The sequence below is a fragment of the Streptomyces sp. NPDC028635 genome, assembly GCF_040637635.1.
In the GTDB taxonomy this organism is placed as follows: Bacteria; Actinomycetota; Actinomycetes; order Streptomycetales; family Streptomycetaceae; genus Streptomyces.
Genome location: NZ_JBEZWX010000051.1, coordinates 1 through 19,796, shown reverse-complemented (window position 1 = coordinate 19,796; position 19,796 = coordinate 1). Strand labels below are relative to the sequence as shown.

Genomic DNA, 19,796 nt, shown 5'->3' with positions numbered 1-19,796 from the left:
CCAGGTCGCGAAATAACCGCGGAGGCCGTCGTGTTGATCACGGCATGACTCAAGGACCCGCCCCTCGACCGCTGTCCGACGACGCTCTCTCGGAGCTGCTCGGCGCGCAGCGCTTCGGTACGCTCGCCACCGTCAAGCGCAGTGGCCACCCGCATCTGACGACCATGCTGTACAGCTGGGACCCCGAGGCCCGCATCGCGCGGTTCTCGACGACCGCCGATCGCGTCAAGGTCGCACACCTGCGGCGCGAGCCGCGTGCGGCGTTGCATGTGCAGGGCGGCGACGTCTGGTCGTTCGCCGTCGCCGAGGGCGAGGCGGAGGTGTCGCAGATCACGACCGCCCCGGGTGACGCCGTCGGCCGGGAGCTGCTCGGCATGATCCCGCAGGACGCGCGGCCGGCGGACGAGCGGGGCTTCCTGGAGCAGCTGGTCGCCGAGCGCCGTGTGGTCCTCCGGCTGAAGGTCGACCGCCTGTACGGGACGGCGCTCGACATCAACGGCTAGGAGCAGGAGGGTGGGTGGGGCTCGCACCGCACCGGACGACGGCCCGCACGGCACCCGAGCGACCCGTGTGCCCCGCCCGCATGCTCCCGTTGCGCCCGGATCGCGCCCTTCCCCACCAGGGGCCGCCGACTGCACGCTCGGGTCCATGGGGCACGACACCGAACGCATCATCCCGTTACCCGGCCCGGACGGACAGCGGCAACGGCCGCCGGGTACGCCCCTGCCGTGGGAGAAGGCGGACCGCGCTCAGGCCGCCCGTGACGGCGCGACCGGCCCCGAGCCGCCCGCGCCTCCCCTGTGTCCCCACTGCGGGCTGGCCGGTGACCGCCTCCGCACCTACACGGGGCAGCACGTGCTCCTGGAACCCCGGCTGAAGGTGCCGGCGCATCTCGTTCCGGGCGGGCACCGCTGGCATGTCGACGGCAACGGTGTCGCCTGGAACGGTGGTCTGGAGGAGCCGCGCCCCGGTGAGACCTGCCGGATCCCGCACCAACTGGCCTGTCCGGGGCTGACTCTGGACGAGATCAAGCCGTGGCGGTGGCTGGCAGCGGTGCGTGATTACAACGCGGTCCTGGCACAGCGGAAGGCGGACGAGCAAGGGTTCCCGGAACGGCTCACCGACGCGGGCTGACACCGCGGGACTCGGCCTCACACCGCGGGACGCGGGCTCACGCAGCAGGACGGGCCGACACTGCGGTCCCGCCCGGCTGAAGAAGGTCACGCCCTTCCCCACGCACACTGTGGTGCGGGCGCGGCAGATTCGGTAAAGGGTCCTGTGGCGCTAAGGCAGCGACGGGTCCTCGTCCGGCTCCGCCTCCGCCTCCGCCTCCGCCGGGGTGCCGACGGTGTAGACGTCCTTCACCTTCACCTCGGTGACGCCGCGTCCTTCGGGGAACACCGCGCGCCAGTCGCCGATCACATGCAGCTCGTCCGTGCCCATCGCACGGACGACCATCAGGCCCTCGTCGTAGGCGCGGTGCGCCTTCCACCACAGGTTCACGAAGGCCTGGGAGCGGATGAGATGCATCCAGTCGGTGCGGTACAGCTCGCGGTTGTAGTTCGACTCCCCCATCGTGGAGACGAACTTCGAGTACATCGCCTTGACGTACTCCAGCGTGACGGTGTCGTCCTCGGCCAGCGCCCGTTCCCGGGCATCCCTCAACGCGACGCGGAACTTCTCCAGCAGGCCCTCCGTGGCGCCCGACGTCCAGGACTCGTGGATCTCCGGCGGGTCGCACAGGCCGTACTTGGGTCCCGACAGGCGCAGCAGCAGGCGCAGGGTGGGCTCGGTGACCCACAGCGGTCCCGGCTCGTCCCGGCTGCCGATCGGGTTGGGCAGGTAGGCGTCGTGCTCCCAGTCGGGCGGGGTGATGAGGTGGACTCCGGCGCGGCGGCGGTCGTGCTGGTCGCCGGCGCTGTGCTCCAGCTGGCCGAGCGGCAGATGCGTCTTGAGCGCGGACAGGTAGGCGCCGTTGATGTCGAGGGCGGTCACCTCGTGCTCACCGGCGGGGAGGTGGGTGCGCGACCACTTGGGCCGGCCCTCCCAGATCTCGTCGGCGCCGCGCGCGGTCTGCTTGCGCAGGATGTCGGGGAGCCAGGGGTGGGCCACGATGTCGTACCTGCCGCCCTTGCGGGTGGCGTCCAGCAGGGCCATCGCATCAGGGATGGCCCGCTTGACCAGCGCCTTCGTGGCCGCGTCGACGTCGCCGCCGTGCTCGGCGAGGGCGGCGGACACGGCCGCCCCGATCATGTCCGGGGTGTCGGCGCTCTTCAGCCGGCGGCCGACCGGGACGACCTTCTGCGCGCCCGGCCGGTCCGCCGGCGCCGACCGCCGGGGGTGGGGGGCCCGCGCGGCGGCCTGCCCTCGCTGCGGGGGGCGTGCGGTCTGCGCGGGCTGGGACGTGCCGCATTCGGCGGGGTCGAGGTGCTGCGCGAATCCCGCGACCTGATGCCGGGCGGGCTGCCCGCACAGGACACAGGGCTCGGGTACGGCCAAGGGTTCGACGTCGTCCAGACCGGAGTACGGGTCGGCTTCCGCGGCGGCGGTCCGGGCGGCCGGGTGGTCGGCGGCCACGTCCTCTTCGGCGGGCGCCTCCTCGACCGCGACGGGCTCGGTCTCCGCCGCTGCCGGCTCGGCCGCCGCCGCGGTGGTCTCTGCCTCCGCCGCGGTGGCATCGAGCTTGCTCCGCGCACCCTTGAGGAAGTACGCGTACTTCTCGCGTACGTCGCCGCTCGGGTCGCGTCCGCTCTCCCAGCCCGCCACGGTGGACGGGCTGACACTCAGCGCCTGCGCGAGTTGGGCGCGCGAGAGGTTCAGTCCTTCGCGCAGGGCACGCCGCTCCTCGGCGGGCGGCAGCGGTACCTCTTTGCGGGCGCCGGCCAGCAGGGCGTCGATCGCTTCGAAGTCGGTCACCGCGCTCCACCCTCCCCTACGGTCTCAGGACGCGCGGTGGCGGTGTTCCGGCCGGTCACGCGACGGCGCTCGTCGGGCAGCGCCTGAACGGCCCGGGTCGGTCCGGCGAGAAGGTCGAGCACGTCGATACCGTAGTGCGCGGCCACCGCGTCGCAGTGCGCCAGACTCCATGAGGCGGTACCGGACTGACGGCGGCTGACCTGGGCCTGGCTCACCCCCAGCCCGGCGGCGAGATCCCCCTGCGATTCCCCTGAGGCATGCAGCAGCGCGGCCACAGCCGACCGCACCCGCTCATCGAGACCCATCACCACAGGGCCACTCTATCGCGCAAGAGGCATGCCTCATACGCATTGCGCATGGGCGCGCCACACGGAACCGATCCCTCCACCCCTCCCGTTCACGTTCTCCTCACATTAACGCCACGCATCTCATACGACCGATAGGCTCCAGCCCGCACCACTGCCACAACTGAGGGGGGATCACCTCATGCGCATCCGCTTGCGCCACGCCGTCACGTTCGCCGCCGCTTCCGCCGCGATGATGGCCGTCGTGACCGCGACACCCGCCCAGGCCGCCGAGTACTCCTCGGCCCTGAAGATCAAGGGCGTCCAGTACGACGCACCGGGCCGCGACGACAACCGCTGCAACGGCGGCAACACCAAGAACGAGTACCTGACGATCAAGAACTACTCACGCAGCAACGTCAACCTCAAGGGCTACGTCGTCAAGGACGCCGCCGGCAACAGATTCGCGTTCACCGCGAACCACACCCTCGAGCCGGGCGACTACGTCCAGCTGCGCGGCGGCCGCGGTACCGACTCCGACCGCTACAACGTCGTCTACCGCCAGAACTGCAACTTCATGTGGAACAACGACAAGGACACCATCTACCTGTACAAGCCGGGCGGCGCCCGCGCCGACGTGCACTCCTACACCAAGAGCGCCAACGACCGGGACGGCAACGGCTACATCACGTACCACGGCTGAGCCACCCACGCCCTGAAACCGGTCGCGGACCGAACCCCGCCCCGCGACCGGCCGCCCGGCCGAGTGGCAACGGCGCGGAGCCGTAAGCCACCCACGGCCGGCCGCCACGCCGTCACGCGTGTGTGCCGTGGTCAGGTGGTCCAGGTCCAGTCGGTGACCTCCGGTAGGTCCGTGCCGTGGGTGCGGATCCAGTCGTGGTGGCGCAGGCGCGTGTCCTCCATGCGCTGGCGCAGGGCCGCGGCGCGTACCGCGAGGCCGGGGACGCGGTCGACGACGTCCATGACGAGGCGGTAGCGGTCCAGGTCGTTGCGCACGACCATGTCGAACGGTGTCGTGGTCGTCCCGATCTCCTTGTATCCGCGGACATGGAGGTGCGGGTGGCCGGTGCGGCGGTAGGCGAGCCGGTGGATGAGCCACGGGTAGCCGTGGTAGGCGAAGATGACCGGCTTGTCGGTGGTGAACAGCCCGTCGTACTCGAAGTCGCTCATGCCGTGCGGGTGTTCCTCCGAGGGCAGGAGCCGGGCGATGTCGACGACGTTGACCACGCGCACCGCGAGCTGCGGCAGGTGCCGGCGCAGCAGGTGCGCGGCTGCCAGGACCTCCTGGGTGGGCACGTCCCCCGCGCAGGCGAGGACGACGTCGGGTTCCCGGGCGCCGTCCTCGGTGCCGGCCCAGTCCCAGATCCCGGCCCCGCGGGCACAGTGCGCCTTCGCCTGCTCCATGGTGAGCCAGTCGAAGCACGGCTGCTTGCCCGCGACGACGACGTTGACGTAGTCACGGCTGCGCAGGACGTGGTCGGCCACCGACAGCAGCGTGTTGGCGTCCGGCGGCAGATAGACACGGACGGCCTCGGGGCTCTTGTTGAGGATGTGGTCGACGAAGCCGGGGTCCTGGTGCGAGAAGCCGTTGTGGTCCTGGCGCCACACGTGCGAGGTCAGCAGGTAGTTGAGGGAGGCGATGGGGGCGCGCCAGGGCAGGCGGCGTGTCACCCGCAGCCATTTGATGTGCTGGTTGACCATCGAGTCCACGATGTGCACGAACGCCTCGTAGCACGAGAACAGCCCGTGACGGCCTGTCAGGAGGTATCCCTCCAGCCAGCCCTGGCAGGTGTGTTCGGAGAGGATCTCCATCACCCGGCCGTGCCGGTCGAGATGTTCGTCCACCGGCAGGGTCTGTGCCTGCCATGCCTTGCCGCTGGCGGAGTAGACGGCCTGCAGGCGGTTGGAGGCGGTCTCGTCGGGGCCGACGAGCCTGAAGTCGCGTCGGTCCTCGGTGGCCGCCATCACGTCCCGCAGCATGTCGCCGAGGACGCGGGTCGGTTCGTGCAGGGTGGTGCCGGGCTTGTCGACGTCGACGGCGTACTCCTCCAGCGCGGGCAGCGGGAGTCCACGCAGCAGCAGGCCGCCGTTGGCGTGCGGGGTGGCGCCGAGGCGGCGGGTGCCGTCGGGGACGCAGGCCAGGACGTCCGGGTGGGGGCGGCCGTGCTCGTCGAAGAGTTCGTCGGGCCGGTACGAACGCAGCCACGCCTCCAGCTGCCGCAGGTGCTGCGGGTCGTCGCGGACGGCGGACAGCGGCACCTGGTGCGAGCGCCAGGTGCCGGCCACCGGCAGGCCGTCGACCTCCGGCGGGCCGGTCCAGCCCTTCGGGGTGCGCAGCACGATCATCGGCCAGTGGGGACGCTCGTCGGCGCTCTCCTCGCGGGCGGCGTGCTGGAGCGCCGCGATCCGGTCGAGGGCGGTGTCCATCGCGTGTGCCATCACGCGGTGCACGGCCGCCGGGTCGTCGCCGGTGACGTACAGGGGGTCATGGCCGTAGCCGCGCAGCAGGTCGTCGAGCTCGCTCTCGGGCAGCCGGGCCAGGACCGAGGGGTTGGCGATCTTGTATCCGTTGAGGTGGAGGATCGGCAGGACGGCGCCGTCGTGCACGGGGTCGAGGAACTTGTTGGAGTGCCAGGACGCGGCGAGCGGTCCCGTCTCCGCCTCCCCGTCCCCGATGACGCACGCCACGGTCAGGCCGGGGTTGTCCAGGGCGGCGCCGTAGGCGTGGGAGAGCGAGTAGCCGAGCTCTCCGCCCTCGTGGATCGAGCCGGGCGTCTCGGGCGCGACATGGCTCGGGACACCCCCGGGGAAGGAGAACTGCTTGAACAGCCGGGCCATGCCGGCCGCGTCCCGGGTGACGTCGGGGTAGGTCTCGGTGTACGAGCCCTCCAGCCAGGAGTTCGCCAGCACCGCCGGTCCGCCGTGCCCCGGACCCCAGATGCACAGGGCGTTCAGGTCACGGGCCCGGATGACCCGGTTGAGGTGCGTGTGGACCAGGTTGAGGCCGGGTGAGGTGCCCCAGTGGCCGAGCAGCCGGGGTTTGACGTGTTCGGGCCGCAGCGGCTCGGTCAGCAGGGGGTTGGCCATGAGGTAGATCTGGCCGACGGCAAGGTAGTTCGCGGCGCGCCAGTGGGCGTCCAGGGTCCTCAGCTCCTCGTCGCTCAGCCGAGTGGGCGCCTGCCGGGTGTCGACGGACATGTCGGGTCCCTTCCGGATCGGATGTCGGGCGGTGGCGTGCCGGTCCGCACTCCCCCACCCTCCCGCGCGCGCCGGGTACCCGGCAGGGCCGAACGGACCATACGGAGCAGTGGCCGTCCGCCCTCCGGTGTGCGACGGCGGCACGGCAGCCAGCAGCGCGGCCGTGCCCTCGCGCAGTCCGGAGCGGCTCAGACGCTGCCCTTGCGCTCCACGACGAGGACGCGAGCCTGCGGCTTGGGACGGGCCACATGGGCGTCGCCGGGCTCGACGAGGCACACCCGCCCGGGCGTCAGCCGCTCGACGCGTTCGACGCCGTCTTCGCGGTAGTGCATGTCGACGGCCCCGTCGAGGACGACGAAGACCTCCGGATCGTCGTTGACGTGCCAGACGTAGGGCTGGTCGGTCCAGTGCAGGCGGACCGTCGCCGTGTCGAGTTCCGCCAGGCCGACGGCGTCCCACGGGCGGTCGGCGGTGTACTCGGCTGCGTCGAGGAAACGCATGGGCTGCTCCACAGGAATGAGGTCGGCTGTCCTCGCCGGTGCGGGACGCTTCACCCTCTCTTCGGCGGCCGGTACCGCACGAGTGGCAGCAATGCCAGCTTCCGTAAGATTGCTGCCATGCATCACGTGGTGGCGCTTGCCCTGACCCGCGTGGTGGCGTTCGATCTCGCCATCCCCGCGCAGATCTTCGGCGATCCGAACGGGCCGGGCTCCTACCGGTTCACCCTGTGCGCGGCGGCGCCCGGGCCGGTCCCGACCACCACGGGCTTCGACCTCGTCGCGCCGCGCGGCCTGGAGGCGCTGGCCGCGGCGGACACCGTGGTCGTCCCCGGTTACGACCCGCTGATCCCCCCGCCGCCGCCCGTCCTCGACGCGTTGCGCGCCGCGGCGGCACGCGGCGCGCGCATGGTCTCGGTGTGCACCGGCGCGTTCGCGCTCGCCGCGGCCGGGCTGCTCGACGGCCGCCGTGCCACCACCCACTGGATGGACGCCGACGAGCTCGCCCTGCGCCATCCCGAGGTCGACGTCGACGCGGACCTGCTCTACACCGAGCGCGGACCCGTCCTGACCAGTGCCGGGTTCGCCGCCGGGATCGACCTGTGCCTGCACCTGGTGCGCGAGGACCACGGCGCCGAGGCGGCCGCCGAACTGGCCCGCCGGCTCGTCGTCCCGGCGCACCGGGAGGGCGGGCAGGCCCAGTATCTGACGCGCAGCATGCCCAGTGCCGGCACGGGCATGGGCGCGGTGTGCGCCTGGGCGCTGCAGCGTCTGGACGAGCCGCTCACGGTGGCCGACCTGGCACGCCGGGCGGGTGTCTCCCCGCGCACGTTCGCCCGCCGCTTCACCGCCGAGACGGGCACGACCCCGCTGCGCTGGCTGATCGCGCAGCGCCTGCACGAGGTGCGCCGCCTGCTGGAGCTCACCGACCTGCCCGTCGAGGAGATCGCCCGCCGTTGCGGCCTGGGCACCGCGGCCAACCTCCGTCTGCACCTGGCCCGGGACGCCGCCACCACACCCACGGGCTACCGCCGCACCTTCCGGGCACGCCCCCGTCCGGCCCCCGAGGGTTCGTGACCCGCCCGGCCGCCGCCGGCGCGCGTCGCCGCCTCCGCCTCACCGCCCGCCCCTCGCGCAACGACAGGAGCGGCGGTACGACGTCGTCGCGGGCCGGGGCGTCACCGGGCGCGCCGTCAGGCGATGCCGCCGTTGGCGTGGAGCACCTGGTCGTTGATCCAGGGGCCGGGGCCGGCCAGGAAGGCCACCGTGTCGGCGGGGGTGCCCAGGCGCTCCAGCGGGGTCTGCGCCGCCGGTCGCCGCACGGTCGCCTCGTCCTTGCCGTCGGGGAGGTGCGGGGTGGCCGTGGGCCCGGGGGCGACGGCGTTGACGGTGATGTCGCGTCCGCGCAGCTCACGGGCCAGGACGAGAGGCTTCATCGCACGGGACTCGCGGCGGCCGTTCCGGACGGACCCGCGAGGCCGTCCGTCGCCCGCAGCGCCCGAAGCGGGGTGCGGCGCTCGGGTCGCCAGGTGGCCACCAGCGCGGCCGCCAGGAGGAGTTCGGCGATGTCACCGCCGTAATACATGATCTCCGCGCCTTGCTGCACCTGGTCGATCGGCGCGTGGATGTCGACGAAGAAGCCGCCGTACATGGCCTGGGCGATGAGCGCGTGCGCGGCGATCGCGATGCCGAGGCAGACCAGCCGGGGGCGCACGCCGGGCCGGGCGGGCGCGGGGTCGGGGCCCGCGACGACGTAGGCGAAGAGGAACCCCGAGGCGAGGAAGTGCGCGTGCATCAGCCCGTGCCCCGCGGGGTGGGCCATGGCGGCGTTGTACAGCGGCGTGAAGTACAGCAGCCCCAGGGTCCCGGTGCTCAGCGTCAGCGCCACGGCCGGGTGGGCGAGCAGTCGTGCCGGCGGGCTGTGCAGGAGGGCGGTCACGAGGCGGGCCGTGGCCGGTGGCAGCGTGCGCAGCAGGAGGGTGACCGGGGCGGCCATGACCAGCGCCGTCGGCGCGTACATCCCGATGAGCAGGTGCTGGGTCATGTGGCCGCGGAAGTCGGTGTGCGCGGCCGGGGCCAACGGCGGAAGCAGGGCCACGGCCAGCAGGACCAGCCCGCTGAGGAAGGAGAGCGTCCGCAGGCGGCTCCAGCCCCGGGCGGTATTGCGGCGCCGGACCCGGCGGGCGGCGAGCAGGTAGCCGGCGGCGGTACTCAGCAGTGCGAGGACGATCAGGACGCTCGCCGGGCCGGTGACCCCGGCCTGTTCGCTCCCGGGGTGGGTGTGGTGCATCAGGCGTGGCCTCCGGTCCGCTCGGCACCGGGCGCCACGTCGGGCTCGAAGGGGCGGCCGCTGCGCTGGAGAAGGTGGCCGCCGACGACGAGCGCGGCGCCCAGCAGGAGGAAGCCCGCGTCCCACCAGGCCTGGTGGGGGCCGCCGCGGACGTGGTGGATGCCGAGGATCTGGTGGTCCAGGAGACCTTCGACGAGGTTGAACAGGCCCCAGCCGGCCAGGATCCACCCCCACAGCACCCTCGAGGTCCACACGGCCCTCCGCCGGTGGGTGACGCGGGAGTAGAGCACGGCCAGGCCCAGCAGGACGGCGAGCCAGCACACGGTGTGGAAGACGCCGTCCCACACGGTGTTCATCTCCAGTCCGGAGACGGTGTGGGGGTCGTAGTACTTCACTCCGATGTGGTCGTGGTTGGTGCTGGTGAGCATGTGGTGCCACTGCAGGAGTTGGTGCAGCGCGATGCCGTCCACGAAGCCGCCGAGCCCGACGCCGAGGATGATGCCCGGCAGCTGAAGACTGCCCGGTGCCGCAACCGCCCGCCCTGCACCCGCTGTGGTGGCCATCGCCCGCTCTCCGTTCCGTCTGGGCACGGTTGTTCCGGCACGGTTTCCCCCGCGCCCAGACTCCATCACTCCCGCACGCCGCGCCTCCCTCGTTTCGGCCATGCGGAAGAGCACCCGCTCTTTCGGCCACCCGGGAAGCGGAGTGAACCGGCCAGGGAGTCGCCGGTCCAGCCGGTGGTCAGCGCCCTGGAGAGACCCAGGACCCGCGTACCGCCACCGCGACCGGATCGGCGAGGGCCGCCATGTCCGCGGCCGGGTCTCCCCGTACGACGAGCAGGTCGGCGTCGAGTCCCGGGCGGAGCCTGCCCTTGCGGTCACCGACGCCGCACGCGTCCGCCGCGAGCGAGGTGGCGGTGGCGAGCGCGACGTCCGCGGGAATGCCCCCCGCGGTCAGTTCGGCGACGGCCGCGGGCAGCACGCCGTGGGCCTTGGCGGCGTTGATACCGCTGTCGGAACCCGAGACGAGGCGGACGCCCGCGCGGTGCATCCGTGCGGCCGCGCGCTGCCGCTGTTCGAGGCCGAGGCCGAAGCGGTCCATGACCGCCTGCACCTGCGGCGGCGGGACGCCCTCGGCCGTCTTGCCGAGCGTCGGGCACACCGCCGTGTTCCGCCGGGCCAGGCGTTCCAGCAGCTCGTCGGGGATCAGGACGCCGTCGGCGGTCAGGCACGTGCAGTGCTCGATGCCGTCCACGCCGGCGTCCAGCGCCTGTTCCACGGCGACGAGGGCGTGCGCGTGCACGGTCACCGGAAGACCCGCGGCGTGCGCCGCGTCCACGACGAGCCGCAGCTCGTCCAGGGTGAACTGGCAGCGCGCCACGTCGGTACCCGGCGTGTGGACCCCGCCGCTGCCCATCACCTTGACGACGTCGACCTCCCGCTCGACGCGCTCGCGCACCGCCGCGCGCAACTCCTCCGGGCCCTGGGCGCCCCCGCCCATGAACGCGCAGTGACCGTCGTGCGTGGTGATCGGCGGCCCGGACGCGACGATCCCGGGAGCCGGCACCCCCGTGCTGTCGGGGCTGCGGGCCAGGTCGCGACGGCGGACGACGGACCAGTCGCGGTCGCCCAGGTCCCGCACCGTGGTGACCCCCGCCGCCAGCTGGCGCCGCAGGGAGTCGTCGATGACCTCCTCCAGCCGTGCCGGAGAGTCGGTGGCCATCCGCTCCAGTGCCCCGTCGTGACTGTCGGCGCCGAGATGGCAGTGCATGTCGATCAGTCCTGGCAGCAGCGTCGCGTCCGGGTGGTCGACGAGCTCCCAGCCCTCCGGGACCGGCGTCCGCGCGCTCTCGACGCCGGCGATCCGCCCGTCCCGGACGAACACGGCCGCACCGCCCGGCAGCACGCGTTCCCCGTCGAAGGCGCGCGCGGCGCGGATCACTTGGGACGACACCTGCATGGGAACCTCCTGCGGCGCTCTCACCGGTGAGCGTATCCACCGGGCACCCGCCTGTCCGGCGAGCCGCGCCGCAGGTGCCGCCGACCGGTGAACCGGCTGATCGCGGGCACAAGGCGGGAGTCGATCGCGTACCTGTCAGGAGGGGGACCGCACCACCGTGACCACACCCGCTCGCCGCATACGCGGCACCGGGCGCCGCCGGTTCGACCTGCGCGCCACCGCCGTCTACTTCGGCCTTCTCGCCCTCGTCGTGTGCGCCCTCGGGTTCGTCGTCCGCACCGTGATCGCGGCCGCTGCCCGGCGGCCGGTGTGGCAGGCCGCCCTGTGCCTCGTGGCCGTCTCCGCGCTCCTCGCACTGGGCCGGCGCAGGCGCCGCACCACCGCCGCCCGTACCGCCCGGCGGGCCGCAGCGGCGCTGGAGGCGGCGACGGACACGGCGCTGGAGGCACTGGAGACACCCGCCGCGCAGTCGCCGCTCGTGCCCGGGCAGGCCGGCGGGAGCCTGCCGCCGGCGGGGGCTGGGGACGTCCTGCCGCGCCCGAGGGCCGGCGAGACCTTGCCGCACCCGGAAGCCGGCGAGACCTTGCCGCGCGAAAGTCCTGTCGACTACGACGCCCTCGACGCGGACGAGTTCGAGCAGGCCGTGGCCGCGCTGTGCGAACGGGACGGGTGCACCGGAGTCGAAGTCGTCGGCGGCGCCGGCGATCTGGGCGCGGACGTGCTGGCCGTGACGCCGGACGGACGGCGGATGGTCATCCAGTGCAAGCACTACAGCGGTGAGCACCGGGTGGGCTCCCAGGACCTCCAGCGGTTCGGCGGCACCTGTTACACCGTGCACGAGGCCGATGTGGCCGTGCTGGTGACCACGAGCGACTTCACGGCACCGGCCGCCGAGTACGCCGACCAGTGCGGCATCCTCTGCGTCGACCGGTCGGCGCTGCACGCCTGGAGCGACGGCAGCGGACCCGCTCCCTGGGTGCTCGTGGGGTTCGCCGCCGCGGACGACGACGTGATCTGCTGAGCCGCTTGCCGCACCGTGCCGGCTCCGCCGAGCCACCTGCCGCAAGGTGCCGGCTCCTCTCCGGTTGGCTGAAACCGTGCCCTCCTCGCGGGGGACGCGGAAAGGCCCCCTGCGAGGCAAGCCGCAGCGTCGTTCCAGGAGCCGGCCGCCGGATGTCCCTGAGCGGCCCGGTGCGGCGGGCGCGGCCTCGCCTGCGTCCGTGCGGCGGCCGGCACGGGTGCCGGCGCGCACGCCCCACCCGGGGTGCTCGCCCAGGGACATGGCGGCCGCCGGTGGAACCCGCGGCTGCCCGGCCACGGGACGCGCCCGGCGCCAGGGGCGGGGTGGCGGAGGCCGCATAGCACACACAGGGGATGCACCGGTTGTTTTCCGACGAAGTGAACTCGTGCGTGGGGCGGCCCGGTTACCCGCGTCCCGGCACGGCACGGCGTGGCTAGCATGAGCGGCGCGTTTGATCCGGAAAGGTCCGGAAGGCTCCGGAAGGGTGTGCATGGCCCGAACCTCCCGGCCGGACCGGCCACCGGATCGCGGCAAATCGTCCCCGACGTGCCCGCACGTCCTGCTCGCACCGACCGAGGAACCGCGGAATGCCAGTGCCTCCCCCTCCCCGCCAGCGTCGATCCGCCGAAGGGGCACGCTCCTCGCCGGCTCTGGCGGCGGTGGCGCTGTCGGTGGCGGCCCTGGGCGTCGCCGTCGTGGCCGCCCTGGCCCCCACCACGGCGCGGGCATGGGCGCTGGGGACGGCGATCGCCGGATTCGGCTGCGTGGCGGCCGTCGCCGGGTCCGCCTCCCGGATGCTGCTGCGCGCCCGCCGGCGGGCCGCGGCGCGTGCGGAGGAGCTGGAGCTGGTCCGGCAGAACTGGACGCAGCACAGCGCGGGGACGGCGCAGTTGGTCAACGTGACGCTGCCGGCGGTCACCCAGCAGCTGCACAGCGGGGCGAGTGCGGACGAGGTTCTCTCCCGCGTCGCCGTGCCGTCCGACCCGCTGCAGAGCCGGCTGCTGCACCTGGTCGTCACCGAGCTCGCGGAATCGGTTCGGCGAGGTGACGAAGCGCAGGCCTCGGAGCAGGCCGCGCGCGGCGAACTGGCCCAGGGCACGGCGGAACTGGAGCGGCTGACCGGCGAGACGCTGCCCACCGCGATGGCACTGCTGCGGGAGGGAAGCTCCGCCGACACCGTCCTCGCCCGGTTCGACTGGCCGCGCAGCCCTCTGCTGCAGGGGTCCGCCGAGTGGTTCGTCCGCCAACTCGCCTACAGTGAGCGCCGCTCGGCCGCCGCCCAGGCCGCTTCCGTCAAGGCGCTCAGCCGGGTGCAGGCGAAGACGGTCAGCATGCTCGCGGCGCTGCGGGAGATGCAGGACCGGCACACCGGTGAGGTCTTCGGCGATCTGCTGCGCCTGGACCACAGCACCTCCCAGCTGGGACTCATGACCGACCGGCTGGCACTGCTGATGGGCGGCCGTCCCAGCCGGGTCTGGAACAAGCCGATCGTCATGGAGAGCATCCTGCGCGGTGCCGTCGGCCGGATCGCCGCCTACCGGCGGGTGCGTCTGCACTCCTCCAGCAGGGCGGCCATCGCCGGCTTCGCGGCCGAGGGCGTGATGCACCTGCTGGCCGAACTCATGGACAACGCGGCCAACTTCTCGCCCCCCATCGACGAGGTCCACGTGTACGTGGAGGAGCGCAGCGCCGGTGTCGTGATCACCATCGAGGACAGCGGGCTGAAGATGTCCGACGCCGCCCTGCGCCGCGCGAAGGACGCGGTGTCGGGCGAGATCACCGACCTCGCCTCGCTTCAGGGCACGCGGCTCGGGCTGGCGGTCGTCGGCCGGATCGCCGCCAAGTACGGCATCAGCGTCAACTACCGTCCGTCGTCGCGAGGCGGGACGGGCGTCGTCGTCCTCGTACCGCCTCAGCTGGTGGCGCAGCAGCGCGAGCCGGTCGCGGCCGAGGCGGGGCTGCCGGCTCCGGCGACCGAGACGCCCCTCCCGGTACGGCAGGCACCGATCCCCTCACCCGACGGCGCGCCGGGGCCCCGCGCGGACGTGCCCCGGCGCCGCGCCGCCACGCCCAACGGGCTGCCGGTCAGATCGCCGGGGCGCACGATGGCGGAGGCGGAGCGGTCACGGAACGAGCCGGCGCCCGGCTCTCCCGCGGCCGAGGCGGACCAGGGGCGGGTGGCACGCGATGCCGGGAGCCGGTTCGGTGCCTTCCACCGGGGCCGGCAGGGCGCCGCCGACCCCGCCGCCACGCCCGGCGCCGACCACAGGCCCGACGCCACGGCCGACGACTAGGGTCGGGCCACGCACCTTCCGTGCGACTCCAACTGCCTGACCCCGCACCGATTCACAGCACCTCGTTGGATTGGAGGAAGGGGCCGGACGACCGCCGACCGGTCGCCCCGCCCACCCACCATGGAGACCACTGACAACAGCCTCACCTGGCTCCTGAAGAACCTCCTGGAGCGCACGCCGGGCACGCGCCACGCGCTCGTCCTCTCCCGGGACGGTCTGAAGCTGTGCTGGACGGATCATCTGACGCTGGACCAGGCCGACCAGCTGGCCGCTATCTGCTCCGGCATCCAGGCCCTCGCCCAGGGCGCGTCCATGGAGTTCGGCGACGGATCGGGCGGCGTCCGGCACTCCATGACGGAGTTCCACGGAGGTCTGCTGTTCATCGTGCAGGCGGGTCAGGGCGCGCATCTCGCGGTCGTCGCCCAGGAGAGCGCCGATCCGGGCATCGTGGGGCACCAGATGACGGAGATGGTGGAGCAGATCGGCGAGCACCTGCGGGCGGAGCCCCGCGCCGCGGTCGCCCGGGGCACCACCGCGTGATGCACCACCCCGTGGACGTCGGCGATCCGGACCGGCTCTACACGGTCACGGGCGGCCGGAGCGAAGCCGACGAGAGCTTCGACCTGGTGACGCTGATCGTCAGCGAGTGCGAGCCGGGCTCCGGGATGCAGTCCGAGCACGCGCGGATCCTCGACCTGTGCCGGCACCCCACGGCGCTGGTCGAGATCGCCGCCGAGCTGAAACTGCCGATCACGGTCGTACGGATCCTGCTCGGCGATCTCCACAGCACCGGCCAGATCAGCGTCAGGCACCCGCGCGCCGCCCCGTCCGTCGCGTCCCTCCCCGAAACCGCACTGCTCCAGGAGGTGCTCCATGGGCTCCGCAACCTCTGAGCTGCCCTCCCAGCGCCCGCCGCTGGCCGACGCCGTCGACACCGGTCTGAAGATCGTGGTCGTGGGCGGGTTCGGCGTCGGCAAGACCACCCTGGTGCGGTCGGTCAGCGAGATCCGGCCGCTGAACACCGAGGAGTTGATGACGCAGGCGGGGCAGGGCGTCGACGTGACGGCCGGAGTGGAGCGGAAGAACACCACCACCGTCGCCTTCGACTTCGGGCGCATCACGCTCAACGAGCGCATGGTGCTGTACCTGTTCGGCGCACCCGGGCAGGAGCGCTTCTGGTTCCTGTGGGAGCGGCTGTTCTCCGGCACGCTGGGCGCGGTCGTCCTGGTCGACACCCGCCGTATGGAGGAGTCCTGGTACGCGATAGACCGGCTCGAACACCACAACACCCCTTTTGTGGTGGCCGTGAACCGCTTCGACGGTGACGAGAACCGCTTCTCGCTGGAGGAGATCCGGCAGGCCCTCGCCCTGAACCGGGACGTGCCGATGGTCGACTGCGACGCGCGGGTCAGGTCCTCCGGCAAGGAGGTTCTCATCACCTTGGTGGACCATCTGTACGCATTGGCCCTGTCCCAGGAGAGAACACCGTGAGCGACACCACCGGCTTCCCCCACGCCGGCGCGCCCGCACCCGGCTGCCCCGCGCACGCCTCCGCCGTGCGGCTGGGCGGCCTGGAGTACCAGCAGACCCCCGCAGAGTTGTACCGCGCCCTGCGTCAGGAGCACGGCCCGGTGGCGCCCGTGCTGCTCGAGGGCGGCATCCCGGCCTGGTTCGTGCTCGGCTACCCCGAGGTCTGCTATGTGACCAGCCACGACGAGTTGTTCGCACGGGACTCCCGGCGCTGGAACCAGTGGCCCCACATCCCCGCGGACTGGCCCCTGCTGCCGTTCGTCGGATACCAGCCGTCGGTGCTGTTCACCGAGGGGCCGGAGCACCAGCGGCGCGCCGGTGTCATCACCCAGGCACTGGAGGGCGTGGACCAGTTCGAGCTGGCCCGTGAGTGCCAGTCGATCGCCGAGCAGTTGATCGCGGGCTTCGCGGGCAGCGGCCAGGCCGAGCTGATGAGCATGTACGCCCATGTCCTGCCGGCCCGCGGCGTGCTGTGGATGTGCGGTGTGGAGTCGGGCGGCGCGGACACCGAGCGGCTCGTCGACGATCTGCGGATCTCGCTCGACGCCGGTGAGGGCGACGACGCGGTCGCGGCGTACGTGCGGGTCGGTGAGCGTCTGGCCCGGCTGGTGAGGGAGAAGCGGGAGCGTCCCGGGCCCGATGTCGTCTCCCGCATGCTGCTGCATCCGGCCGGGCTCAGTGACGAGGAGATCGCGCAGGACCTGATCACCGTGATCGCCGCGGCCCAGCAGCCGACCTCCCACTGGATCTGCAACACCCTGCGGCTGCTGCTGACGGACGAGCGCTTCGCGGTGAACGTCTCGGGCGGCCGGGTCAGCGTCGGGGACGCGCTGAACGAGGTGCTGTGGCTGGACACGCCGACGCAGGCGTTCCTCGGCCGGTGGGCCGTGCGCGACACGCAGCTCGGCGGGCGCCTCATCCGCGAGGGCGACTGCCTCGTCCTGGGCCTCGCCGCGGCCAACACCGATCCGCAGATCTGGCCCGAGGCCCACGTGGGCCAGGAGAACTCCGCGCATCTGTCCTTCAGCAACGGCGAGCACCGCTGCCCCTATCCGGCTCCGCTGCTGGCGGACGTCATGGCGCGTACGGCGGTGGAGACGCTGCTGGAGCATCTGCCGGACCTGGTGCTCGCGGTCGACGTCAAGGAGCTGACCTGGCGTCCGTCGATCTGGATGCGCGGTCTGACGACCCTGCCGGTCCGGTTCACTCCGTCGATCCGTTAGAAGGGCTCCTGCGGGCGAAGGGCCGTCGCGGCAGCCGTCGGCGCGCCGGGCCGGAGCAAACAGGCGGGCCCGTGCCGACGTTCAGGATCACCGGGATGCGAGGGGCCGCGGTGTCACCGCGTGAGAAGCCCCGGCCGGCTCGGGGGAAAGCCGACCGGGGCGGTCAGGGGCGGGGGCGGAGGGCGGTCGCCTCGCGGCGAGTGGCTCCGTGGGGCTTCAGCCGAACGATCGTCCCCACGGGCGATGGGTGAGGCCCGGGGACACTGTCCCCTCCGTACCCGCATCAAGTTGAACGGTCAACCTGGTGGGTTTCTTTCCCCAGTGCGTGTGAGACGCACCACTCGGTGGTACCGGCATGGGAGTCGCTTCACCCGAGTGCCACGACCGCACCTCGTCACGGCCGCGAGCCGGGGCAGGATGAGGAAGGGGCCTGGAACGGGAGGCCGTACATGTTCGAGGCGGACGACATCCGTAACTGGCGCGGACACGACGTCGTCGACAGCGACGACCACAAGATCGGCGTTCTGGAGTCGGTCTATGTGGACACGTCGACCGACCAGCCGTTCTTCGCCACCGTCACCGTCGGCCTGCCCACCCGCCGCCGTCTGGTGTTCGTGCCGCTCACCGGCGCCACCGTAGGACCGGGCTACCTCAGGGTCACCCCGTCCAAGAACGTGATCAAGAAGGCTCCGTCCATCGACGTCGACGGAGTGCTCCCGGCCGAGGACGAACCCTCCGTCTTCGCCCACTACGACATCGAGTACATCCCTGGAGTCGGCGGCGAACGGCGCCTGGCCCGTCGCTGACCGGCCCGCCCCGAACCGGGAGGGCAGGATGAGCCTGTTCCTGCTGCTGATCATCGTGGCCCTGATCCTGGGCATCATCGGGGCGGCCGTCCACGGCCTCCTCTACCTGCTGATCATCGGCGTCGTCGTCCTGGTGGCCGATCTCGCCTACGGAGCCATGCGGTTCCGCCGCGGGGGACGCCGTCACCGCCGTATGCGCTGACCCCGCGCCACACCCCGCGGCGGGTACACCTCGGCCCGCGGACGTCACGCCGCGCTGCGGTGCGCCCGGCGGCCGCAGGCCGTGTCGTGGTCGGCGCCGAGCGAGGTCCACCAGCGCTCGCAGCACGCGGCCGACAGTTCCCGCCGGGCGAGCGCCTCGGCGGCGTCCACGTGCCGCGTCCCGCGCCGCCCGTCCCGCTCGCGCCCGGCCCGGCGCCGGTCGGCGACGAGGGGGCGGACGACGCCGGCGAGCACGGTGGCGGCAGCCGCGGCCATGATCACACTGATCCACGTCGTCGCGGCGCCCCAGGTACGGACCGTGCACCAGACCAGCCACACGCCTACAGCTGCGTGCAGAGCGGTGAGTATGCGGCTTCCTCGGTTCATCAAGATCCTCCCCTGGCGACGTGAGTCGGCAAGGTCGCGGATGCCCGCGATCGGCCCGATCAAGCGATCGCCCCGGGGACCGGTTCACGGCTGTCAGGCGTGCGGGGTGCCGCCGCCCTGGGGTGCACGGCCGGTCAGGTCGGTCACCTGCCCGGCGGGCGGCGCCTCGACGTCGACGTCCGTGCCGAAGTCGGAGTACTCCAGGACCGTGACGATCCTCAGCTGCTGCGGTGCCGCGCTCTGCCCGGAGGCCGGGGCGGACGCGGGGATCGGCGTCCTGACGGCCGTTTCGATCTGCTGGCGCCGGATCCTGCCGTCGTCGTCGAGCCAGAGCTGCATCGGCACGGCCGGGCCGAGTTGCCGGCGCAGGTCCGCCCCGCCGGGAAGGGCGGCCACGTCGACGGTGACCCGGTAGCGGGTGGTGGCCACGCCGCCCACGGTCTCCCGGCCGGCCTCGGTCACCCCCCGGTCCGTGACCGCCTTGGCGAACGCGGTGGACCGGGCCGGGTCGCCGATCCCCTGGGTGCCCAGGCCCTGTTGTGCGGCCATCCGCTTCAGGTCGACCCGCACCCAGGGCTTGCCAGCCGGCGTGCGGGCGCCCGGCACCTTCTGGTAGAGGATCCGGTCCACCACGCGCTGCTCGACCGGACGGCCCTGGGCGGTCACCGTCAGGGCACTGTCGCCGTCCTTCAGGTCGACGACGCCCCGTCCGTCGGAGGCGGCCGTCTGCCCGTCCGCCGTGGCCCTGACCCGTACCGTCAGCTTCGCCGTGCCCGCCTCGGCCGTCCTGTCGTAGGCGGCGCGCACGGCCGCGGTGCCCTGTTCCGGCGCGGCGCCGGACCGGCCGGCCTTTCCTGGCGTGTCGGCCCCGCCCTCGGTTCCGCAGCCGGCCAGGACGCCGCCCAGCACGGCCGTGGCCACCATGAGCGCACCGGACCTCGTCCACGCGTTCCGCATGATCCGCCTTCCCCCTCTTCGACCCGTGGCGGCTGCCGGCCAGCCGCCGTCATGTCGTCCCGATTGCCCCGGATGCATCCGAACACACAGGGAGCGTGGGCGAGTTGGGTCGCAGGGAGGGGCGGCGCGGCTGGGACCGGTAGGGGGCTGATGGAGCGCCGTACCGGAGGGCATGGGGAGGGGCGGGGGTGCCGGCGGTGGACGCCGGCACC

Annotated in this window: 21 protein-coding genes and 1 pseudogene; 12 read left to right on the top strand and 10 right to left on the bottom strand. The window is 72.8% G+C overall.

Features of this window, described 5'->3' with window-relative positions; translation table 11 throughout:
• Positions 1 to 44: 44 nt before the first annotated feature.
• Both AB0E88_RS32540 and AB0E88_RS32535 read left to right on the top strand, forming a co-directional pair.
• Positions 45 to 503, top strand: a complete 459-nt coding sequence (locus AB0E88_RS32540; protein WP_361638110.1) for a TIGR03618 family F420-dependent PPOX class oxidoreductase — start codon at positions 45 to 47, stop codon at positions 501 to 503.
• A 145-nt stretch (positions 504 to 648) separates the two neighbouring features.
• On the top strand, positions 649 to 1,134 hold the full coding sequence (locus tag AB0E88_RS32535) for a DUF6083 domain-containing protein (RefSeq protein ID WP_361638108.1): 486 nt from the start codon (positions 649 to 651) through the stop codon (positions 1,132 to 1,134).
• Positions 1,135 to 1,284: 150 nt separating this feature from the next.
• Here AB0E88_RS32535 and AB0E88_RS32530 read toward each other — a convergent pair whose 3' ends face one another.
• Positions 1,285 to 2,916 (bottom strand): helix-turn-helix transcriptional regulator, encoded by a 1,632-nt coding sequence (locus tag AB0E88_RS32530; RefSeq protein WP_361638106.1) that lies wholly within the window; start codon positions 2,914 to 2,916, stop codon positions 1,285 to 1,287.
• Positions 2,913 to 3,227 carry a helix-turn-helix transcriptional regulator gene (locus AB0E88_RS32525; protein ID WP_361638104.1) on the bottom strand — a complete coding sequence of 105 codons (315 nt, stop codon included), beginning with the start codon at positions 3,225 to 3,227 and terminating at the stop codon, positions 2,913 to 2,915. The genes AB0E88_RS32530 and AB0E88_RS32525 overlap by 4 nt, the downstream gene beginning before the upstream one ends.
• Before the next feature lie 175 nt (positions 3,228 to 3,402).
• On the opposite strand from AB0E88_RS32525, the gene AB0E88_RS32520 reads away from it, so the two are divergent.
• Positions 3,403 to 3,903 carry a lamin tail domain-containing protein gene (locus AB0E88_RS32520; RefSeq protein WP_361638103.1) on the top strand — a complete coding sequence of 167 codons (501 nt, stop codon included), beginning with the start codon at positions 3,403 to 3,405 and terminating at the stop codon, positions 3,901 to 3,903.
• Positions 3,904 to 4,034: 131 nt separating this feature from the next.
• Here the strand turns inward: AB0E88_RS32520 and AB0E88_RS32515 are convergent, their stop codons facing one another.
• The gene (locus tag AB0E88_RS32515) at positions 4,035 to 6,419 is read right to left on the bottom strand and encodes a phosphoketolase family protein (RefSeq protein WP_361638101.1); all 2,385 of its coding nucleotides are present in this window, start codon (positions 6,417 to 6,419) and stop codon (positions 4,035 to 4,037) included.
• A gap of 188 nt (positions 6,420 to 6,607) precedes the next feature.
• Entirely contained in the window at positions 6,608 to 6,919 is a 312-nt protein-coding gene (locus AB0E88_RS32510) for a hypothetical protein (RefSeq protein WP_361638099.1), read from the bottom strand.
• A gap of 117 nt (positions 6,920 to 7,036) precedes the next feature.
• Here AB0E88_RS32510 and AB0E88_RS32505 point away from each other — a divergent pair, with 117 nt between their 5' ends.
• The gene (locus tag AB0E88_RS32505; RefSeq protein WP_361638098.1) at positions 7,037 to 7,993 is read left to right on the top strand and encodes a helix-turn-helix domain-containing protein; all 957 of its coding nucleotides are present in this window, start codon (positions 7,037 to 7,039) and stop codon (positions 7,991 to 7,993) included.
• Between the two features lie 116 nt (positions 7,994 to 8,109).
• Here AB0E88_RS32505 and AB0E88_RS32500 read toward each other — a convergent pair.
• From AB0E88_RS32500 to AB0E88_RS32485, 4 genes and pseudogenes are all read right to left on the bottom strand, one after another.
• Positions 8,110 to 8,355 (bottom strand): annotated as a pseudogene (locus AB0E88_RS32500) (SDR family oxidoreductase); the annotation flags it as partial.
• On the bottom strand, positions 8,349 to 9,206 hold the full coding sequence (locus AB0E88_RS32495; RefSeq protein WP_361638096.1) for a cytochrome c oxidase assembly protein: 858 nt from the start codon (positions 9,204 to 9,206) through the stop codon (positions 8,349 to 8,351). The pseudogene AB0E88_RS32500 and the gene AB0E88_RS32495, both read right to left, overlap by 7 nt.
• Positions 9,206 to 9,769 carry a DUF2243 domain-containing protein gene (locus AB0E88_RS32490; RefSeq protein ID WP_361638094.1) on the bottom strand — a complete coding sequence of 188 codons (564 nt, stop codon included), beginning with the start codon at positions 9,767 to 9,769 and terminating at the stop codon, positions 9,206 to 9,208. The genes AB0E88_RS32495 and AB0E88_RS32490 overlap by 1 nt, the downstream gene beginning before the upstream one ends.
• A gap of 178 nt (positions 9,770 to 9,947) precedes the next feature.
• Complete coding sequence (locus tag AB0E88_RS32485; RefSeq protein ID WP_361638092.1) at positions 9,948 to 11,165, bottom strand: amidohydrolase family protein; 1,218 nt, start codon at positions 11,163 to 11,165, stop codon at positions 9,948 to 9,950.
• Positions 11,166 to 11,322: 157 nt separating this feature from the next.
• On the opposite strand from AB0E88_RS32485, the gene AB0E88_RS32480 reads away from it, so the two are divergent.
• The 8 genes from AB0E88_RS32480 (at position 11,323) to AB0E88_RS32445 (ending at position 18,241) form a co-directional block, all read left to right on the top strand.
• Positions 11,323 to 12,186 carry a restriction endonuclease gene (locus tag AB0E88_RS32480; protein WP_361638090.1) on the top strand — a complete coding sequence of 288 codons (864 nt, stop codon included), beginning with the start codon at positions 11,323 to 11,325 and terminating at the stop codon, positions 12,184 to 12,186.
• A 587-nt stretch (positions 12,187 to 12,773) separates the two neighbouring features.
• Positions 12,774 to 14,480: an ATP-binding protein gene (locus AB0E88_RS32475; RefSeq protein ID WP_361638088.1), complete on the top strand. Its 1,707-nt coding sequence runs from the start codon at positions 12,774 to 12,776 to the stop codon at positions 14,478 to 14,480.
• 120 nt (positions 14,481 to 14,600) lie between these two features.
• Positions 14,601 to 15,020 (top strand): roadblock/LC7 domain-containing protein, encoded by a 420-nt coding sequence (locus tag AB0E88_RS32470; protein ID WP_361638086.1) that lies wholly within the window; start codon positions 14,601 to 14,603, stop codon positions 15,018 to 15,020.
• The gene (locus tag AB0E88_RS32465; protein ID WP_361638084.1) at positions 15,017 to 15,373 is read left to right on the top strand and encodes a DUF742 domain-containing protein; all 357 of its coding nucleotides are present in this window, start codon (positions 15,017 to 15,019) and stop codon (positions 15,371 to 15,373) included. The genes AB0E88_RS32470 and AB0E88_RS32465 overlap by 4 nt, the downstream gene beginning before the upstream one ends.
• Complete coding sequence (locus AB0E88_RS32460; RefSeq protein WP_361638082.1) at positions 15,354 to 15,971, top strand: ATP/GTP-binding protein; 618 nt, start codon at positions 15,354 to 15,356, stop codon at positions 15,969 to 15,971. Before AB0E88_RS32465 ends, AB0E88_RS32460 begins: the two co-directional genes overlap by 20 nt.
• Entirely contained in the window at positions 15,968 to 17,233 is a 1,266-nt protein-coding gene (locus tag AB0E88_RS32455) for a cytochrome P450 (RefSeq protein WP_361638081.1), read from the top strand. The genes AB0E88_RS32460 and AB0E88_RS32455 overlap by 4 nt, the downstream gene beginning before the upstream one ends.
• A gap of 449 nt (positions 17,234 to 17,682) precedes the next feature.
• Positions 17,683 to 18,039, top strand: coding sequence for a PRC-barrel domain-containing protein (locus AB0E88_RS32450; RefSeq protein WP_361638079.1), 357 nt, complete (start codon positions 17,683 to 17,685; stop codon positions 18,037 to 18,039).
• Positions 18,040 to 18,067: 28 nt separating this feature from the next.
• A complete protein-coding gene (locus AB0E88_RS32445; protein ID WP_361638077.1) occupies positions 18,068 to 18,241 on the top strand; it encodes a hypothetical protein in 174 nt (57 codons plus the stop codon).
• A gap of 44 nt (positions 18,242 to 18,285) precedes the next feature.
• Here the strand turns inward: AB0E88_RS32445 and AB0E88_RS32440 are convergent, their stop codons facing one another.
• Positions 18,286 to 18,627 carry a hypothetical protein gene (locus AB0E88_RS32440; RefSeq protein ID WP_361638075.1) on the bottom strand — a complete coding sequence of 114 codons (342 nt, stop codon included), beginning with the start codon at positions 18,625 to 18,627 and terminating at the stop codon, positions 18,286 to 18,288.
• A gap of 93 nt (positions 18,628 to 18,720) precedes the next feature.
• Complete coding sequence (locus AB0E88_RS32435; RefSeq protein WP_361638073.1) at positions 18,721 to 19,551, bottom strand: hypothetical protein; 831 nt, start codon at positions 19,549 to 19,551, stop codon at positions 18,721 to 18,723.
• Positions 19,552 to 19,796: the final 245 nt, after the last annotated feature.

Bases quoted from the DNA above. Each gene is read 5' to 3' on its own strand.
- AB0E88_RS32485 (WP_361638092.1), bottom strand. From the start codon at position 11,165: ATGCAGGTGTCGTCCCAAGTGATCCGCGCCGCGCGCGCCTTCGACGGG.
- AB0E88_RS32450 (WP_361638079.1), top strand. From the start codon at position 17,683: ATGTTCGAGGCGGACGACATCCGTAACTGGCGCGGACACGACGTCGTC.
- AB0E88_RS32445 (WP_361638077.1), top strand. From the start codon at position 18,068: ATGAGCCTGTTCCTGCTGCTGATCATCGTGGCCCTGATCCTGGGCATC.
- AB0E88_RS32490 (WP_361638094.1), bottom strand. From the start codon at position 9,769: ATGGCCACCACAGCGGGTGCAGGGCGGGCGGTTGCGGCACCGGGCAGT.
- AB0E88_RS32515 (WP_361638101.1), bottom strand. From the start codon at position 6,419: ATGTCCGTCGACACCCGGCAGGCGCCCACTCGGCTGAGCGACGAGGAG.
- AB0E88_RS32535 (WP_361638108.1), top strand. From the start codon at position 649: ATGGGGCACGACACCGAACGCATCATCCCGTTACCCGGCCCGGACGGA.
- AB0E88_RS32435 (WP_361638073.1), bottom strand. From the start codon at position 19,551: ATGGTGGCCACGGCCGTGCTGGGCGGCGTCCTGGCCGGCTGCGGAACC.
- AB0E88_RS32460 (WP_361638082.1), top strand. From the start codon at position 15,354: ATGGGCTCCGCAACCTCTGAGCTGCCCTCCCAGCGCCCGCCGCTGGCC.
- AB0E88_RS32540 (WP_361638110.1), top strand. From the start codon at position 45: ATGACTCAAGGACCCGCCCCTCGACCGCTGTCCGACGACGCTCTCTCG.
- AB0E88_RS32440 (WP_361638075.1), bottom strand. From the start codon at position 18,627: ATGAACCGAGGAAGCCGCATACTCACCGCTCTGCACGCAGCTGTAGGC.
- AB0E88_RS32520 (WP_361638103.1), top strand. From the start codon at position 3,403: ATGCGCATCCGCTTGCGCCACGCCGTCACGTTCGCCGCCGCTTCCGCC.
- AB0E88_RS32510 (WP_361638099.1), bottom strand. From the start codon at position 6,919: ATGCGTTTCCTCGACGCAGCCGAGTACACCGCCGACCGCCCGTGGGAC.
- AB0E88_RS32505 (WP_361638098.1), top strand. From the start codon at position 7,037: ATGCATCACGTGGTGGCGCTTGCCCTGACCCGCGTGGTGGCGTTCGAT.
- AB0E88_RS32475 (WP_361638088.1), top strand. From the start codon at position 12,774: ATGCCAGTGCCTCCCCCTCCCCGCCAGCGTCGATCCGCCGAAGGGGCA.
- AB0E88_RS32495 (WP_361638096.1), bottom strand. From the start codon at position 9,206: ATGCACCACACCCACCCCGGGAGCGAACAGGCCGGGGTCACCGGCCCG.
- AB0E88_RS32470 (WP_361638086.1), top strand. From the start codon at position 14,601: ATGGAGACCACTGACAACAGCCTCACCTGGCTCCTGAAGAACCTCCTG.